At 68.9% G+C, this 17,211-nt stretch carries 14 protein-coding genes; 11 read left to right on the top strand and 3 right to left on the bottom strand.

Annotated features, from left to right (window positions below; translation table 11 throughout):
* Positions 1-35: 35 nt before the first annotated feature.
* From DACI_RS21555 to DACI_RS21545, 3 genes are read left to right on the top strand one after another with little or no spacing between them, the layout of a single operon-like run.
* Positions 36-992, top strand: coding sequence for a tripartite tricarboxylate transporter substrate binding protein (locus tag DACI_RS21555; RefSeq protein WP_012206077.1), 957 nt, complete (start codon positions 36-38; stop codon positions 990-992).
* Between the two features lie 4 nt (positions 993-996).
* The gene (locus DACI_RS21550; RefSeq protein WP_012206076.1) at positions 997-1,887 is read left to right on the top strand and encodes an amidohydrolase family protein; all 891 of its coding nucleotides are present in this window, start codon (positions 997-999) and stop codon (positions 1,885-1,887) included.
* Between the two features lie 22 nt (positions 1,888-1,909).
* A complete protein-coding gene (locus tag DACI_RS21545) occupies positions 1,910-2,833 on the top strand; it encodes an SMP-30/gluconolactonase/LRE family protein (protein ID WP_012206075.1) in 924 nt (307 codons plus the stop codon).
* Between the two features lie 57 nt (positions 2,834-2,890).
* Here the strand turns inward: DACI_RS21545 and DACI_RS21540 are convergent, their stop codons facing one another.
* Positions 2,891-3,430, bottom strand: coding sequence for a PadR family transcriptional regulator (locus DACI_RS21540; protein ID WP_012206074.1), 540 nt, complete (start codon positions 3,428-3,430; stop codon positions 2,891-2,893).
* 163 nt (positions 3,431-3,593) lie between these two features.
* On the opposite strand from DACI_RS21540, the gene DACI_RS21535 reads away from it, so the two are divergent.
* Both DACI_RS21535 and DACI_RS21530 read left to right on the top strand, forming a co-directional pair.
* Complete coding sequence (locus tag DACI_RS21535) at positions 3,594-5,615, top strand: NADPH-dependent 2,4-dienoyl-CoA reductase (RefSeq protein ID WP_012206073.1); 2,022 nt, start codon at positions 3,594-3,596, stop codon at positions 5,613-5,615.
* A 47-nt stretch (positions 5,616-5,662) separates the two neighbouring features.
* Positions 5,663-6,103: a nuclear transport factor 2 family protein gene (locus tag DACI_RS21530; RefSeq protein ID WP_012206072.1), complete on the top strand. Its 441-nt coding sequence runs from the start codon at positions 5,663-5,665 to the stop codon at positions 6,101-6,103.
* Positions 6,104-6,169: 66 nt separating this feature from the next.
* Here the strand turns inward: DACI_RS21530 and DACI_RS21525 are convergent, their stop codons facing one another.
* Both DACI_RS21525 and DACI_RS21520 read right to left on the bottom strand, forming a co-directional pair.
* Positions 6,170-7,621, bottom strand: a complete 1,452-nt coding sequence (locus DACI_RS21525) for a catalase (protein WP_012206071.1) — start codon at positions 7,619-7,621, stop codon at positions 6,170-6,172.
* Between the two features lie 264 nt (positions 7,622-7,885).
* Positions 7,886-8,428 (bottom strand): PAS and helix-turn-helix domain-containing protein, encoded by a 543-nt coding sequence (locus DACI_RS21520; RefSeq protein WP_012206070.1) that lies wholly within the window; start codon positions 8,426-8,428, stop codon positions 7,886-7,888.
* A 73-nt stretch (positions 8,429-8,501) separates the two neighbouring features.
* On the opposite strand from DACI_RS21520, the gene DACI_RS21515 reads away from it, so the two are divergent.
* From DACI_RS21515 to DACI_RS21490, 6 genes are all read left to right on the top strand, one after another.
* Positions 8,502-9,209, top strand: a complete 708-nt coding sequence (locus tag DACI_RS21515) for a CoA transferase subunit A (RefSeq protein WP_012206069.1) — start codon at positions 8,502-8,504, stop codon at positions 9,207-9,209.
* A 2-nt stretch (positions 9,210-9,211) separates the two neighbouring features.
* Positions 9,212-9,850: a 3-oxoacid CoA-transferase subunit B gene (locus DACI_RS21510; protein WP_012206068.1), complete on the top strand. Its 639-nt coding sequence runs from the start codon at positions 9,212-9,214 to the stop codon at positions 9,848-9,850.
* A gap of 102 nt (positions 9,851-9,952) precedes the next feature.
* Positions 9,953-11,317: an HD-GYP domain-containing protein gene (locus DACI_RS21505; protein WP_012206067.1), complete on the top strand. Its 1,365-nt coding sequence runs from the start codon at positions 9,953-9,955 to the stop codon at positions 11,315-11,317.
* Positions 11,318-11,407: 90 nt separating this feature from the next.
* Positions 11,408-12,292, top strand: coding sequence for a translesion DNA synthesis-associated protein ImuA (imuA, locus tag DACI_RS21500; protein ID WP_012206066.1), 885 nt, complete (start codon positions 11,408-11,410; stop codon positions 12,290-12,292).
* Positions 12,293-12,298: 6 nt separating this feature from the next.
* Positions 12,299-13,807: a DNA polymerase Y subunit UmuC family protein gene (locus tag DACI_RS21495; protein ID WP_012206065.1), complete on the top strand. Its 1,509-nt coding sequence runs from the start codon at positions 12,299-12,301 to the stop codon at positions 13,805-13,807.
* Positions 13,800-17,186 carry an error-prone DNA polymerase gene (locus DACI_RS21490; protein WP_012206064.1) on the top strand — a complete coding sequence of 1,129 codons (3,387 nt, stop codon included), beginning with the start codon at positions 13,800-13,802 and terminating at the stop codon, positions 17,184-17,186. Before DACI_RS21495 ends, DACI_RS21490 begins: the two co-directional genes overlap by 8 nt.
* The last annotated feature ends 25 nt before the right edge of the window (positions 17,187-17,211 follow it).

Below are 17,211 nucleotides of genomic sequence, written 5' to 3'. Positions count from 1 at the left end.
GGCCGCCGCCCCTCAAAAAAATCTGGAGACAAGCCATGAAATTCCTTGCCGGAACCCTGATCGCGGCCTGCGCCCTGGCCGCCGCCGTGGCCCAGGCCGCCTTTCCCGAGCGTCCCATCACCCTGGTCGTGCCCTATGCGCCCGGCGGCGGCGCCGACGCGGCCGCGCGCCTGCTGGCCACGCGCATGGGCGCGCGGCTGGGCACCAGCATCATCGTGGACAACCGGCCCGGGGCCAGCGGCACGATTGGCGCCAGCCAGGTGGCCAAGGCGCGCGCCGACGGCTACACGGTGCTCTACGACGCCACGCCGTTTTCCATCAACCCGCATCTGTTTGCCAGGCTGCCCTACGCGCGCAGCGCGCTGCAGCCGCTGTCGCTGGTGCTGCTCATGCCCAATGTGGTCGTGGTCAAGGCCGACTCGCCCGTGCGCAGCGTGGCCGACCTGGCGGCCAGGGCCAAGGCGCAGCCGGGCAAGATCAACTTCGCCTCGGGCGGCAGCGGCACGGTGCAGCGCCTGGCGGCCGAGCTGTTCCGCCAGCGGCTGGATCTGGACATGGTCCACGTGCCCTACAAGAGCGGCGGGCCGGCCATTGCCGATGTGATGGGCGGGCAGGTGGACTTCATGTTCGGCACCATGGCGGCCACCTATCCGCTGGTCACGGGTGGCAAGCTGCGCGCCCTGGCCGTGGCGGCGCCCCAGCGCTCGGCCCGCCTGCCCGATGTGCCCACCGTGTCCGAGACCGTGATTCCCGGCTACGAGGCCTATGAGTGGAACGGCATCTTCCTGCCCACGGGCACGCCCGAGCCCGTGGCCGCGCGCCTGCACCAGGCGCTGTCCGAGGTGCTGCAGGAAGCCGAGGTGCGCCAGCGCCTGAGCGACCTGGGCGCTCAGCCCATGACATCGACGCCGGCCGAGTTCGCCGCCTTCCTCCAGAAGGAAGACGCCAAGTGGGGCGAGGTGGTGCGCAAGGGCGCCATCGTGCTGGACTGAGCGCATGGCCATGAACGCATCGACCATCGCCGTTGCGCATTCGGCCGGCACGAACCGGCCTTTGCGCACGCTGCCGCCGCTGGCCTGCGACAGCCACATGCACATCTTCGATGCGCGCTTTGCGCCGTCGCCGCACTGGCCGCGCACGCCGCCGCAGGCCGACGTGGCCATGTACCGTCAACTGCAGCAGCGCCTGGGCACCTCGCGCGCCGTGGTGGTCACGCCCTCGACCTATGGCACGGACAACGCCTGCACGCTCGATGCGCTGGATCGCCTGGGCGATGTGGCACGCGGCGTGGCCGTGGTCGCCCACGACGTGGCCGATGCCGAGCTGGACCGGCTGGCCGCGCACCGCGTCTGCGGGGTGCGCGTGAACTTTGTCTCGCCGCAGTCCTGGGGCGAGACCACGGCTCACATGCTGGTCACGCTGGCGCACCGGGTTGCACGGCTGGGCTGGCATGTGCAGGTCTTTGTGCAGCCCGAACAGCTGGTGGCGCTGGAGCCTGTGCTGGGTGCGCTGCCTGTGCCCCTGGTCGTGGACCACCTGGGCCGCATCGACCCGGCTGAAGGCATGGAGGGCGCGGCCCATGCCGCGCTGCGCCGGCTGCTCGACGGCGGCAACACCTGGGTCAAGCTCTCCGGCGCCTATATGCGTTCATCGGTGGGCGGCCCTTCCTATGCCGACACGCTGCCGCTGGGCCGCGATCTGGTGCGCGCCGCGCCCGAGCGCCTGGTCTGGGGCAGCGACTGGCCGCACACCACCGAGGCGCCGGGCTCCGTCAACGATGCCGACCTGGTGGACCTGCTGCAGGCCTGGGCGGGCACGGACGAGGCCATGGACCGCATCCTGGTGGACAACCCCGCAAGGCTGTATGGCTTCGACGGCGCGGCCTGACACTCCAAGAAAGACAGACACCATGTTCCTGCTGCAAGCCCCCCAGGTCTGCGAACTCGAATCGTTCACCACCATGCCCGACGCGCTGCGCCACCCCGAGCGCAGCGACTGGGCCGATGCCAACCGCAGCGGCGCCGTGACCGACTCCTTCCTCGAAGGGCCGGTGTTCGACGCGGCCGGCCATCTGTACGTGGCCGACATTCCCTGGGGCCGCGTGTTCCGCATCGATCCGCAAGGCGCCTGGACGTTGGTGGCCGAGTACGACGGCGAGCCCAACGGCATGAAGTTCCTTGACGAGCGCACGCTGCTGATCACCGACTACAAGAACGGCCTGATGCGCCTGGAGGTGGCCACGGGGCGCATCAGCCCCTATCTGCAGCGGCGCAACAGCGAGCGCTTCAAGGGCGTGAACGACCTGGTCTTCGATGCCGAGGGCAACCTCTACTTCACCGACCAGGGCCAGAGCGGCCTGCACGATCCCAGCGGCCGCCTGTACCGCCTGCGGCCGGACGGCCGGCTGGACCTGCTGCTGGCCAACGTGCCCAGCCCCAACGGCGTGGCGCTGTCGCCCGACGGCCGCGTTCTCTACCTGGCCGTGACACGCGGCAACTGCGTCTGGCGCGTGCCCCTGCTGCCCGATGGCAGCGTGGCCAAGGTGGGGCAGTTCTTCACCTCCTACGGCCCCAGCGGCCCCGACGGCTTGGCCGTGGATGACCAGGGCCGGCTGCTGGTGGCCAACCCGGGCCTGGGCCTGGTGTGGGTGCTCAACCACCGTGCCGAGCCCGTGCAGGTGCTGCGTGGCGTGCCGGGAAGCTCGCTCACCAACCTGGCCTTTGGCGGTGCGGACCGCCGCACGCTGTATGTGACGGACTCCACGCACGGGCGCATTCTGCGTGCCCGGCTGGAGGCGCCGGGGCTGGCGCTGCACGGCTTGAACAAGGGCTGAGGCGGCCGTCGCGACCTTCTCAGCCGTCTCGGCAGTCTCAGTCGTCGCAACCGCTCCTCAGGGCTTGGCCGGCATGTCCAGGATCTCCCGGGCTTCCTGCAGCAGGCCTATCCACAGCTGCTCCTGCTGTATGCCGGCCTTGAGCACCAGGTGCTGCAGCCGCCGCTCGCGCGTGGGCGGCTTGTCCAGGAAATCGCGCTGCTCCAGGCGCTGGTAGACGTCCAGCTGCGCCTGGTGCAGTGCCAGCAGCCGCTGCACTTCGTCCTGCAGTCCGCAGGGGCCCACCACCGCCTCGGCACGCAGGCGGACCATCCATTCCTCGCGCAGCGGCTTGGGGTCTTCCTGCTCGGCCACCCAGCGCTTGAGCTCCTTGCGGCCCGTGGGCAGGATGCGGTACTGGCGCTTGCGGCCCCGGCCGGATTCGGCGGGCAGGGCCTCGATCCATTGCGCCTCCTCCAGCCGCGCGAGTTCGCGGTAGATCTGCTGGTGCGTGGCGTTCCAGAAGTAGCCGATGGAGCGGTCGAAGCGCTCGGCAAGTTCCGAGCCCGAGCAGGGGTGCTCGACCAAGGCGGTGAGAAGGGCGTGTGGCAGGGACATCGGCAACAAGAAAGGCGCTGGAGCTGGGCGCCATCTTACGGGCCTGCATGGAGGTGCGGCCAAGCGCTGCAGTCATTTCTGCAATTTTTTGCGCAACCAGTTGCATAAATAAAGGAGGCTGACTACATTCATGCAATCAGTTGCATAAAAAAGCGAGACAGGCATGACCCACTACCCCCACCTGAATGCCGAACTGGACCTGGGCTTCACCACGCTCAGAAACCGCGTGCTCATGGGCTCCATGCACGTGGGCCTGGAGGAGGCGCCCCACGGCTTCGAGCGCATGGCCGCCTTCTACGCCGAGCGCGCGCGCGGCGAGGTGGGCTTGATCGTCACGGGCGGCATTGCCCCCAATGAGCGCGGCCGGCCCATGAAGGGCGGCGCCATGATGGTCAATGAGCACGAGGCGGACCAGCACCGCATCGTCACGCAGGCCGTCCATGCCGAGGGCGGCAAGATCGCCATGCAGATCCTGCACTTCGGCCGCTATGCCTACCAGCCCGGGCTGGTGGCGCCCAGCGCGCTGCAGGCGCCCATCAACCCCTTCGTGCCGCATGCGCTGACGGGCGACGAGGTGGAGCAGACCATCGAGGACTTCGTGCGCTGCGCAGCCCTGGCCCGGCATGCGGGCTACGACGGCGTGGAGATCATGGGCTCCGAGGGCTATCTGATCAACGAGTTCATCGCTGCGCGCACCAACCACCGCGATGACGAATGGGGCGGCAGCTACGCGGGCCGCATGCGCTTTGCGGTGGAGATCGTGCGGCGCACGCGCCAGCGTGTGGGGCGGGACTTCATCATCATCTACCGCCTGTCCATGCTGGACCTGGTGGAGGGCGGCTCCACGCTGGAGGAAGTGATCGCGCTGGCCCAGGCCATCGAGGCCGCAGGCGCCACGCTGCTGAACACGGGCATAGGCTGGCACGAGGCGCGCATTCCCACCATCGCCACCAAGGTGCCGCGCGCCGCCTATGCCTGGGTCACGCATCGCGTGATGGGGCAGGTGGGCATCCCGCTGATCACCTCCAACCGCATCAACACGCCCGAAGTGGCCGAGCGCCTGCTGGCCGAGGGCTATGCCGACATGGTCTCCATGGCCCGGCCGCTGCTGGCCGATGGCGACTTCGTGCGCAAGGCGCGCCAGGGCCGGGCCGACGAGATCAACACCTGCATTGCCTGCAACCAGGCCTGCCTGGACCATACCTTTGGCGGCAAGATCACCTCCTGCCTGGTCAACCCGCGCGCCTGCCACGAGACCGAGCTGGTGATTGCGCCCGCGCCCGCCGCCAAGCGCATCGCCGTGGTGGGCGCCGGCCCGGCGGGCCTGAGCTTTGCCGTCACCGCCGCGCAGCGCGGCCATGCGGTGACGCTGTTCGATGCGGCCAGCGAGATCGGCGGGCAGTTCAACATTGCCAAGAAGGTGCCCGGCAAGGAGGAGTTCTACGAGACGCTGCGCTACTTTCGCCGCCAGCTGGAGCTGGGCGGCGTGGACCTTCGCCTGGGCCACCGCGTGGAGGCCGCCCAGCTCATCGAGGGCGGCTATGACGAGATCGTGCTGGCCACGGGCATACGGCCGCGCGTTCCCGCCATCGACGGCGTGGACCATTCCAAGGTGCTCGGCTACTTGGACGTGCTGCAGGGCGACAGGCCCGTGGGCGAGCGCGTGGCCATCATCGGCGCGGGCGGCATAGGTTTCGATGTGGCCGAGTACCTGACCCATGCCGGCGACAGCGGCGCCGTGGCGCCCCGCAAGTTCTATGCGGAGTGGGGCATAGACACCGGCTACGCCCGGGCCGGCGGCCTGGCGCAGCCGCAGGCCGAGCCCTCGCCGCGCCGCGTGCACCTGCTGCAGCGCAAGTCCACCAAGGTGGGCGACCAGCTGGGCAAGACCACGGGCTGGATACACCGCACCTCGCTGAAGGCGCGCAGCGTGGCCATGGGCTCGGGCGTGGCCTATGAGCGCATCGACGACGCCGGGCTGCACATCACCGTGGACGGCCAGCCGCAACTGCTGGAGGTGGACAACGTCGTGCTCTGCGCGGGCCAGGAGCCGCAGCGCGAGCTGCATGCGGCCCTGAGCGCGGCGGGCTGCAGCGTGCACCTGATCGGCGGCGCCGACGTGGCGGCCGAACTCGACGCCAAGCGCGCCATCGTGCAAGGCACCACGCTGGCGGCCAGCCTTTGAGGGCGCCGCCCGATTCCGTTTTCCACCTCAACCACCAGGAGACAAGCATGTCCCAGCCCCCGAAGAACGCCCATCCCGCAGTCGCCCGCTCCCTGCAGCTGTGGCATCGCATGGTTGCCGCCAGCGACCTGGGCGAGCTGCACACCATCGTCCATCCCGATGCAGTGTTCCGCTCGCCCATGGCGAACACGCCCTATGCCTCGGCACCCGCGCTGATGCTGGCGCTGTCCACCGTGGTTCAGGTGTTCGAGAACTTCGCCTACCACCGCCAGATGGCCAGCGATGACGGCCTGGACGTGGTGCTGGAGTTCAGCGCCAGCGTGGGCGGCAAGAACCTCAAGGGCATCGACTTCATCCGTTTCGACGAGCAGGGGCTGATCCGGGAATTCGAGGTCATGGTGCGCCCCATGAGCGGCCTGCAGGCGCTGGGCACGGAGATGGGCAAGCGGCTGGGCGACAAGCTTCCCGCCTTCAAGGCCGTGGCCTGAGGGCAGGGCGCGCCATGAAAAACGCCCCCGGCGATGCGGGGGCGTTTTGCCGTGGGCATCAGCCGGTCAGAGCGTGCCGGCCTTCTGGCGGGCAATGGCATCGGCCACGCCCTTGCCGTAGGCCGGGTCGGCCTGGGTGCAGTGCGCTATGTGCTTTTGCACGATGTGCTCGGACACGCCGGCGATGTTGCGCGCCGTGTTCTCGAACAGGCGCTGCTGCGCATCGGGCGTGAGCAGGCGGAACAGGTCGCCGGGCTGGGTGAAGTAGTCGGCATCGTCCTCGCGGTAGTTCCAGCGGTCGGCCGCGCCGTGCAGGGCCAGCGGCGGCTCGGCGAAGGCGGGCTGCTCCTGCCACTCGCCCTTGGTGTTGGGCTCGTAGGCGATGGTGCCGCCGTAGTTGCCGTCCACGCGCATGGCGCCGTCACGGTGGTAGGCGTGGTAGGGGCAGCGCGGCGCGTTCACGGGGATCTGGTGGTGGTTCACACCCAGGCGGTAGCGTGCGGCATCGCCATACGAGAACAGGCGCGACTGCAGCATGCGGTCGGGCGAGGGGCCGATGCCCGGCACCAGGTTGGCCGGCGTGAACGAGGCCTGCTCCACATCGGCGTGGTAGTTGCGCGGGTTGCGGTTGAGCTCCATCACGCCCACTTCGATCAGCGGGTAGTCCTGCTTGCTCCAGACCTTGGTCAGGTCGAAGGGGTGGAAGCGGTAGGTCTCGGCTTCATGCTCGGGCATGATCTGCACGCACAGCTTCCAGCGCGGGAACTCGCCGCGCTCGATGGCTTCGAGCAGGTCGCGCTGGCTGCTTTCACGGTCGGAGGCGACGACGGAGGCCGCCTCGGAATCGGTGAAGTTCTCGATGCCCTGCTGGCAGACCCAGTGGAACTTGACCCAGTGGCGTTCGTTGCTGGCGTTGATGAAGCTGTAGGTGTGCGAGCCGAAGCCGTGCATGTGGCGGTAGCCGCGCGGAATGCCCCGGTCGCTCATGACGATGGTGATCTGGTGCAGCGCCTCGGGCAGGCCGGTCCAGAAGTCCCAGTTGTTCTCGGGCGAGCGCAGGTTGGTGTAGGGGTCGCGCTTGACGGCCTTGTTCAGGTCGGGGAACTTGAGCGGGTCGCGGAAGAAGAACACCGGCGTGTTGTTGCCCACCAGGTCCCAGTTGCCTTCCTCGGTATAGAGCTTGACGGCGAAGCCGCGGATATCGCGCTCTGCGTCTGCCGCGCCGCGTTCGCCGGCCACGGTGGAAAAGCGCGCGAACACTTCGGTCTGCTTGCCGATGTCGGAGAACACCTTGGCGCGGGTGTAGCGCGTGATGTCACCCGTCACGGTGAAGGTGCCGAAGGCGCCCGAGCCCTTGGCGTGCATGCGGCGCTCGGGAATCACTTCGCGGTTGAAGTGGGCCATTTTTTCCAGATGCCACAGGTCCTGCAACAGCATCGGGCCACGCGGGCCGGCCGTGAGCGAATCCTGGTTGTTGGCAACCGGGGCGCCTGCGGCGGTGGTGAGCTTGTGGGTCATGGTCTCTCCTTGATCGAGGGGTGGTAGCGGCGCCGGCTTGCACTCAGGCAGCGCGGCGCTTGGAAAATCAATAGCTGCGTGCTATCGAATTGCTTTTATTGTTGTTTCGTTCTATGGATGCGGCAAGGCTTTGGCGATTGGCAAATCTCAACTGCGCCATAGCCAAAAAATTTCACCGCCACCCGCATGCGCCGTGCCGGGCATGCTTTTTGCCAAGGCATTGTGTTGCGCGGGCGGATACGGCCCGTGTAGGCCGTCGCCCTGTCAGCCAGAGACCAGCTTGTGGACCAGGTCGGCGGCCGTGGAGGCGCCGTACTTGCGCATCAGCCGTGCGCGGTAGATCTCCACCGTGCGGTGGCTGATGGCCAGGGCGCGGCCGATTTCCTTGGAGGTAAGCCCCTCCAGCAGGCGGGCGGCCACCTCGCGCTCGCGCCCCGTGAGCTCGGCCTTGACGGGACGGTGGGCGCTGAGGTCCTCGAAGCTCCAGATGCCCGATGCGTGCGGGTCGCTGCGGTCCAGCGTGCGGCCCGTGACATGGCACCAGAACGTTTCGCCGTTGGCGCGCTTCATGATGCGGTTGTCCGAGTAGAAACCCCGGGCGTTGAGAATGGGCGCGATGCGCGCGCCCAGCCGCTCGTACTCGTCGGCGCTGGGGTAGAGGATCTGGAAGGTCTGGCCGATCAGCACCTCGCGCGAGGCCTCGAACATCTCGCAGACCTGGCGGTTGCAGTCGATCATGGTGCGATTGCGCGAGATCACGAGGCCGACGGGGGCGGCTTCGAACGCCAGCCGGTAATCTATATCCATGGGCAAATCTTTACGAAAAACTACCTATGTAAGTACGTAGTATCGTAGCGCATCCAATCTGAAGGAGACATGTGTGAAAAAGCTCTACCCCTCCGCGGAGCAGGCGCTCCAGGGCGTCGTGGCCGACGGGCAATTGCTGGCTGTGGGCGGCTTCGGCCTGTGCGGCATTCCCGAGGCCCTGATCGACGCGCTGCGTGACAGCGGCGCCAAGGGCCTGACGGTGATTTCCAACAATGCGGGCGTGGACGGCTTTGGCCTCGGCAAGCTGCTGGAGACGCGCCAGATCAAGAAGATGATCTCGTCGTATGTGGGCGAGAACAAGGAGTTCGAGCGCCAGTACCTGGCCGGCGAGCTGGAGCTGGAATTCACGCCCCAGGGCACGCTGGCCGAGAAGCTGCGTGCCGGTGGCGCCGGCATTCCCGCCTTCTTCACCAAGACCGGCGTGGGCACCATGGTGGCCGAGGGCAAGGAGCTGCGCGAATTCGACGGCAAGACCTATGTGATGGAGCGCTCGCTCGTGCCCGATGTCTCCCTGGTCAAGGCCCACCGGGCCGACAAGAGCGGCAACCTGCAGTTCCGCCTGACGGCGCGCAACTTCAACCCTGCCGCCGCCACGGCCGGCAAGGTCTGCATCGTGGAAGTGGAAGAGGTGGTCGAGGTCGGCGAGATCGCACCGGACGACATCCATCTGCCCGGCATCTACGTGCACCGCATCGTGCACAACCCGAATCCCGAAAAGCGCATCGAAAAGCGCACCATCACAGAAAAACAAGGAGCCTGACCATGCCGTGGACCCAAGACCAGATGGCCGCCCGCGCGGCCCAAGAACTCGAAGACGGCTTCTACGTCAACCTGGGCATCGGCATTCCCACCCTGGTGGCCAACCACACGGGTGACAAGGAAGTGTGGCTGCAGTCCGAGAACGGCATGCTGGGCATCGGCCCCTTCCCGACCGAGGATGCCGTGGACGCCGACCTGATCAACGCCGGCAAGCAGACCGTGACGACGATTGCCGGCTCGTCCATCTTCGGCAGCGACCAGTCGTTCGCCATGATCCGTGGCGGCAAGATCAACCTGTCCATCCTGGGCGCCATGCAGGTGTCCGAGAAGGGCGATCTGGCCAACTGGATGATTCCCGGCAAGATGGTCAAGGGCATGGGCGGCGCCATGGACCTGGTGGCGGGCGTCAAGCGCGTCATCGTGCTCATGGAACATGTGGCAAAGAAGAAGGACGGCACGACCGACCTCAAAATTCTTCCCGCCTGCACCCTGCCTTTGACCGGCGTGGGCGTGGTGGACCGTATCATCACCGACCTGGGAGTGATGGACGTGACGCCGCAGGGCCTGAAGCTCGTGGAACTGGCCCCCGAAGTGAGCTTCGAGGACATCCAGTCCAAGACCGGCGTGACGCTGATTCGCTGATGTTGCCGTGCACGGCCTGCCTTGGCTGGCCTGCGCAACGAGAGCCCGCCTTGCGCGGGCTCTTTTGCTTATATTTCAGATTTCGAGCCAATGGGAGCCTCTATGACGGATGTCGCGGCCGTGCGCAATCCACCGACAGCGCAGGGATGGAAGGACGAGGGCGTGCATTTCCTGCGCGCCGTCACCGACATGGCCGAGCATTGCAACGTGGTCACCGGCGAGCCCATCTTCAACGACAAGGGCGTCAAGCTCGTGGACAAGGGTGCGCGCATCGACGGCAACATGTACGAGCGCCTGGTCAAGCACAAGCTGCGCGACCCCATCGACAAGCACCTGGGCGTGGACAACCGCGTGGACGTGCTGGCCATCGAGGCCCAGGCCATGGTGCAGTGCGAAACCGTGGACCTGATGCGCCGCCTGGTGCAGTCGCTGGGCGGCACGGACCGGCTGCTGGCGCCGCTGCGCCTGATGGTGCTGCCGCCGCAGATCGCCTTCAAGCTCACGGTCATGCGCGAGCAGCGGCCCGAGCTGTTCGCCCACAGCCTGCAGATGATGCTGGTGGCCGTCTACCTGGCGCTGCAAAGCGAATGGAGCGAGCGTGAATGTGGCCCGCTGGCCACGGCGGCCCTGCTGCACGACGTGGGCATGCTCTACATGGACCCGGCCTGGACCGACCCCAACTACCGGCTCACGGGCGCCGAGCGCAAGCACCTGGTGGCGCACTCGGTCACCGGCATGCTCATCATGCGGGGCGCGGGCGCGTATTCGCAGGACGTGGAAATGGCCGTGCTCGAGCACCACGAGCGCATGGACGGCACGGGCTATCCGCGCGGCGTGCATGGCGAAGCCATCTCCAAAATGGGCCGTATCCTGTTGCTGGCCGAGGTGGTCTCGGCCTTCTTCGACAAATTCCAGGACCTGCCCGGCCAGCGCCTGTCGCTGATGCTGCGCATGAACCACCGCCGCTATCCGGCCGATCTGGTCGGCATCCTGCTGCCGCTGCTGTACGACGAGATCTCGCCGGGCACGCCGCTGCCGCCGCTGCAGGCCGAGGTCACGCACAGCGTGGCCGCCCTGTCGGCCGCCTTCCAGATGTGGGACACGTTCAGCCAGGCCTTCCCCGAGCGCTGGCAGGCCATGCCCGACCACCAGGCGGCCGTCTACATCGACTCCAGCATCGGCGGCCTGCAAAAGCAGCTGGCCGAGGCCGGCCTGCATCCCAGTCAGCAAACCGACCTGCTGGCCTACCTCAAGGACGATGTGCAGGGCATGAGCGAACTGGCCCTGCTCAGCCGCGAGGCACTGTGGCAACTTCAGGCCATCGTCAACGCCTGCCTGCGCCGCTGGCCCGCCATTAACGCCCGCACCCACGCCGTGGACACAGCGGTCGCGCAATGGTGCGAAGCCTGCATGCAGATCGACGCCACACCCCCAGCGGGCGGCGCAGCGAGAGCGCCAGCGCACTGAGACAGCCGGGCTTGCCCGGCTTTTTTACATCCGTGGATCTCTTGGAAATCAAGAGTGCTGTATATTCATACAGTATTTGAGATTTTCCCCATGACCACCCCCCACGCCTCCCAAACTGCGCAGCCCGCCCTCATGGCGGGCGCGGCGCGTGTGCTGCCTCAGTTGCAGGGCGTGTGGCGTGGCGATGGCTGGCAGCAGGCGCTGCAGCAGCGCGTTCAGCCTTCGGGCCATGCGCTGCTGGATGCGCAATTGCCGGGCGGGGGCTGGCCGCTGGGTGCCATGGTCGAGCTGCTGCAACCCGCGCATGGCCATGCCGAGTGGCCGCTGCTGCTGCCGGGCCTGGCGGCCCTGATGCAGCGCAGCGCGGGCCAGGTGGTGCTGGTGGCGCCGCCTTGCAGGCCTTTTGCACCGGGGCTGGAAGCGGCAGGCGTGGCGGCGCACCGGCTGTGCTGCGTGGAGGCCGACACCCACCCGGGCGCCCACCCCGGCGCCCACCCGGCAGGCGATGGGGCAGGGCTGGCCTGGGTCTGTGAGCAGGCACTGCGCTGCCGCGACGTGCTGGCCGTGCTGGCCTGGCTGCCAGCCGGTCTGCCCATGGCCACGCTGCGCCGGCTGCAATGGGCGGCCGCTGCGCAGGGGCGCATTCTGTGGCTGTGGCGCGAGGCCTCGGCCGCCCTGCAGACGGTGGCCTCGCCCGCGCCGCTGCGGCTGCGCGTGGAGACAGAGTTGGGGGAGCCGGGCGAAGGCGGCACGCCAGCCTGCCTGCGCGTGCAGTTGCTCAAGCGCCGGGGGCCTGCGCTGGAGCATCCCTTGAAGCTGCCCCTGCACCACTGGGCCTGGCAGGACGTGCTGCAGGCCCAGGCCCAGCGGCGCACCCGGCAGGCGGACGAGGCGCAGCGCTGGCTTCATGGACACGGGCAACTGCTGCCCGCCGAGGCGCCCGCCCTGCAGGCGGCAGCGCATACCCTGGGGTGAGATGCCATGGCACAGCCGAATCAAGCACTGCACTGGATTGCCTGGCCGCTGCATGTCGCGCAGGGCGATGGCCAGGGCAACGGCGACAGTGATGGCGAACGCAGTGCCTGCGCGCAGCAGGCCTGGTGGGCCCTGCGCTGGACGCCGCGCGTGGCCCTCTGGTACGGGGCAGGGCAGGCCGTGGCGTTGATGGAGGTGGGCAGCGTGGAGCGCCTGTGGGGCGGTCGCCAGGCCATGCTGCTGGGCCTGCTGCGCGCGCTGCGCGAACAGCAGCCCGAGGGCGGTCAGGCGGGCGGCCCCCGGATGCCGTTCTGGGCCCGGGGCGCCACGGCATGGCAGGCGCTGGCGCGTCTGCGCTGGCGCATGCAGGGCACGGATTCGCGCCAGCCCTGGCCGCCTGCCGACGCACTGCCCATCTGGACACTGCCCGCACTGGAGCCGCATGCGCCGGCCCTGGAGCGCATGGGCTGCCGCCGCTGGGGCGAGCTGCGCGCCCTGCCGCGCGCGGGCCTGGCGCGGCGCATCGGGCTGCCGGCGCTGCTGGCGCTGGACCAGGCCTATGGCAGCAGCCCCCATGCGCTGGACTGGCTGGAGCTGCCCGAGCACTTTGCATTGCGCGCCGACCTGGGATATCCGGCCAGCGACGCCCAGGCCCTGCTGCAGGCCGCCCGGCCCCTGCTGCTTGCGCTGCAGGCCTGGCTGCAGGCCCGCCATCAGGGCGTGCTGGGCCTGCAACTGCGCTGGCACCACGATCTGCGTCGCGTGGACGGCACGCAGCTGCCGGCCTGGGAAGCGCTGGACATCCGCACGGCCCGCCCCGCCCAGGCGCTGGAGCACATGGAGCGCCTGCTGCGCGAACGCCTGGCCCGCACGCCCTGGCGCGCGCCTGCGGACATGCTGGAGCTGGTGGCGCTGGACACCGCGCCTTTCGCGGCCGATGCCGGCAGTTGCCTGCCACCGGCCGCGCCCGGCCCGGCGCCACTGGGCGAGGCGGCAGGCGCGGCAGATGGGGCAGGCGCGGCCAGCGGCATGGCCTGGCATGAATGGGTGGAGCGCGTCTCTGCCCGCCGTGGTGCGCAGGGCGTGCGGGTGGCGCAGCTGCAATCGGACCACCGGCCCGAGGCCATGCAGCGCTGGACCCCGGCCTGCGAGGCCTTGCAGACCCCGCAGGCAACGCGGCGGCCCGCGCACGCGCGCAAGGCGGCCAACCCCTGGCAGGGCCTGCTGCCGCCCTGGCTGCTCGATCCGCCCCAGCCGCTGCTCCTGCAGGGCAGCCGCCCTTGCTGGCAGGGGCCGCTGCAATTGCTGGCCGGCCCCTATCGGCTGGAGGCCGGCTGGTGGGGAGAGCCGCAGGCCGATGCGGCGCTGGCCGTGCGTGACTATTTCGTGGCCAGCAACGCGGCTGTCGGCCATGTCTGGATCTACCGCGAGCGCACGCCTGCATCGGAGCGGCTGCCAGGCATGCCGGCCCTGTTGTCGCCCGCCGCCTGGTTTGCGCAAGGCATCTATGGCTGAACAGGACATCCTGCTGGAGCCGCCGCCCCCGCAGCTGCAGCGGCTGCAGCCCCCGCCCCAGGCCACCGGGCCGGTGTCCGGTATGGCATCGGGCCCGGGCCTGCCCGGCTATGCGGAGCTGCACTGCCTGTCGAACTTCAGCTTTCTGCGCGGCGCCTCTTCGCCCGCCCAACTGGTGCAGCGCGCCAAGGCCCTGGGCTACCAGGCGCTGGCCCTGACCGACGAATGCTCGGTGGCCGGCGCCGTGCGCGCCTTCGAGGCCGCGCGCGACTGCGAGATGGCGCTGATCCATGGCAGCGAATTCGCCTGGGGCTCGCTGCGCGTGGTGGCGCTGGCGCGCGATCTGAACGGCTGGGGCAACCTCTGCGAATTCATCAGCGCGGCGCGCGCCCGTGCCGAAAAGGGCCGGTACCTGGTCGATGCCGACAGCCCCTGGCATCTGCTGCGTGAAGGCTGCGAATGCATCGTTGTGCCGCAGCGTGCGCAGCTGTTGCCCGGCGATGTGCCCGCCATGGCCGAGGCCGTGCAGGCCGCCGTGGCGCAGCTGGGGCCGGGCTGCTGGCTGGGCGTGGAGCTGCTGCTGGCTCCAGACGACAGCCTGTGGCTGCAAAGCCTGCAGGACGTGGCAGGGTTGCTGGGCCTGTCCTGCGTGGCCTGCGGTGATGTGCACATGCATGCGCGCTCGCGCAAGCCGTTGCAGGACCTGGTGACGGCGCTGCGCCTGGGCTGCACGGTGGCCGAGTGCGGCTTCGAGCTGCACCCCAATGCCGAGCGGCATCTGCGCTCGCGCTTGCGGCTGGGCGGCATCTATCCACGTGCCATGCTGGATGCAACCTTGCAGATTGCCGCGCGCTGCGATTTCAAGCTCAGTGAGATCAGCTACCACTATCCGCAGGAAAGCGTGCTGCCCGGCATGGATGCACGCCAGACCCTGGCCTGGCATACCTGGCAGGGAGCGGCGGGGCGCTATCCCGAAGGCATTCCCAAGAAGGTGCGCAAGCAATTGCACAACGAGTTGAAGCTGATCTCCATGTGCGGCTACGAGATGTACTTCCTCACCGTGCACGACATCGTGCGATTCGCTCGCAGTCAGGACATCCTGTGCCAGGGCCGGGGTTCGGCCGCGAACTCGGTGGTCTGCTTCTGCCTGGGCATCACGGCCGTCGATCCCACCCTGCAGACGCTGTTGATCGCGCGCTTCATCAGCCGCGAGCGCAGCGAGCCCCCAGATATCGACGTGGACTTCGAGCACGCGCGGCGCGAGACCGTCATCCAGTACATCTACGAAAAATACGGCCGTGACCGTGCGGCGCTGACGGCCGTGGTCAGCTGCTGGCGCACGCGTGGCGCACTGCGCGACGCGGGCAAGGCCCTGGGTGTGGATGCGGCGCTGATCGACGCCATGGCCCGGCAGCACCACTGGTTCAGCGATGCCGAGGACCAGGCGGCCGAGCCGGAGCCCGAACCCGATGACCCCGCCCTGGGCTGGGTGCGCTCCAAGCTGCTGCGCCTGGCCCGGCTGCGCGAGCGGCTGGGCGACGACTGCCCGCAACTGTCGCCCCAGCGTGCGCGGCTGTGGCTGGAGCTGGCCTTGCAGCTGCGCGACAGCCCGCGCCACCTGAGCCAGCACGTGGGCGGCTTTGTGCTGACCGACGGGCCGCTGACGCGGCTGGTGCCCGTGGAGCCGGCCGCCATGGAGGGCCGCTCGGTCATCCAGTGGGACAAGGACGATCTGGACACCATGAATCTGCTCAAGGTCGATGTGCTGGCCCTGGGCATGCTCACCGTGCTGCGCGGCAGCCTGAAGGCACGCGCCGCGCTGCGCGGGCCGCGCTGGGAGCTGGCCGACATCCCCAAGGAGGACGCCGCCACCTACGACATGATCTGCCGCGCCGACACCGTGGGCACCTTCCAGATCGAGAGCCGCGCGCAGATGAGCATGCTGCCCCGGCTGCGGCCGCGCGTGTTCTACGACCTGGTGGTCGAGGTCGCCATCGTGCGGCCCGGCCCCATACAGGGCGGCATGGTCCATCCCTATCTGCAGGCGCGCGAGCGTCGGCGGCAGGGCGGCGAGCTGGTCCTGGAAAAGCCCGCGCTCGAGAAGGCGCTCAAGCGCACGCTGGGCGTGCCCATCTTCCAGGAGCAGGTGATGCAGATCGCCATGATTGCGGCAGATTTCTCGGCGGGAGATGCCGACGAGCTGCGCCGCTCCATGGCCGCCTGGCGGCGCAAGGGCGGCGTGCACCGCTTTGAGCGCCCATTGATAGACGGCATGCTGGCCAACGGCTACAGCGCCGAATTTGCCCAGGCCATCTTCCGCCAGATGCTGGGCTTCGGCGAATACGGCTTCCCAGAAAGCCATGCCTACAGCTTCGCCATGCTGGCCTATGCCAGCGCCTGGCTCAAGCGCCATGAGCCGGCCTGTTTCCTCATGGCCTTGCTCAATGCCCAGCCCATGGGTTTCTACACCCCCTCGCAGCTGATCCAGGACGCGCGCCGCCACGGCGTGCGCGTGCTGCCCGTCGATGTGCGCCACAGCGACTGGGACTGCACGCTGGAGGCGCCGCACGAGCGCATTGCCGGCGTCGAGCTGCCGCAGCCGGCCGTGCGCCTGGGTCTGTGCATGGTGGCGCAGTTGCCAAAGACTTCGGGCGAGCGCGTGGCGCAGGTCCGCGCGCAGGCGCCGTTCAGGAGCACCGAGGACCTGGCCCTGCGCGCCCGGCTGCAGCGCGCCGAGCTGCAGGCCCTGGCGGCGGCCGATGCGCTGCAGGGCCTGTCAGGCCACCGCCGCCAGCAGATGTGGGATGCGGCGGCCCTGCAGGTGCAGCCGCCGTTGTTCGCGGGCGTGCCCGTGCACGAGGCGCCCGTGCAACTGGCCGCCGCGCCCGAGGGCGAGGAAATCCTGTTCGACTACGCGGCCACGGGCCTGAGCCTGCGCCGCCATCCGCTGGCCCTGCTGCGTGACCGCCTGCGCCGCCACGGGCTGCGCACGGCGCTGGAGCTGCGCGACACGCTGGCGGGCATGCGCGTGCGGGCCTGCGGCATCGTCACCGTGCGCCAGCGCCCGCCCACGGCCAAGGGCACCCTCTTCATCACGCTGGAGGACGAGACGGGCACGGTCAACCTGGTGGTCTGGCCCGATACCGTCACGCGCTGGGGCGAGCCCTTGCTGGGCGCGCGGCTGCTGGCGGTGGAGGGCATCTGGCAAAGCAGCTCGGATTGGGGCGGCGGCAAGGACTGCGGCGAGCCAGCGCCTGCAGAGCAGGCCAGCCAGGAGGTGCCCGCCGTGCGCCATCTCATCGTGCACCGCGCCCGCGACATGAGCCGCTGGCTGGGCCGCCTGGGCGGCGCCGGCGTGGCAAGCCGCAATTTCCACTGAGGGCTGTTGCCGTTGCTGCCGAAGC

This window comes from Delftia acidovorans SPH-1 (assembly GCF_000018665.1).
Lineage (GTDB): Bacteria > Pseudomonadota > Gammaproteobacteria > Burkholderiales > Burkholderiaceae_C > Comamonas > Comamonas acidovorans.
The sequence above is the reverse complement of the archived record's forward strand: the minus strand, read 5'-3'. Positions and strand labels throughout refer to the sequence as shown.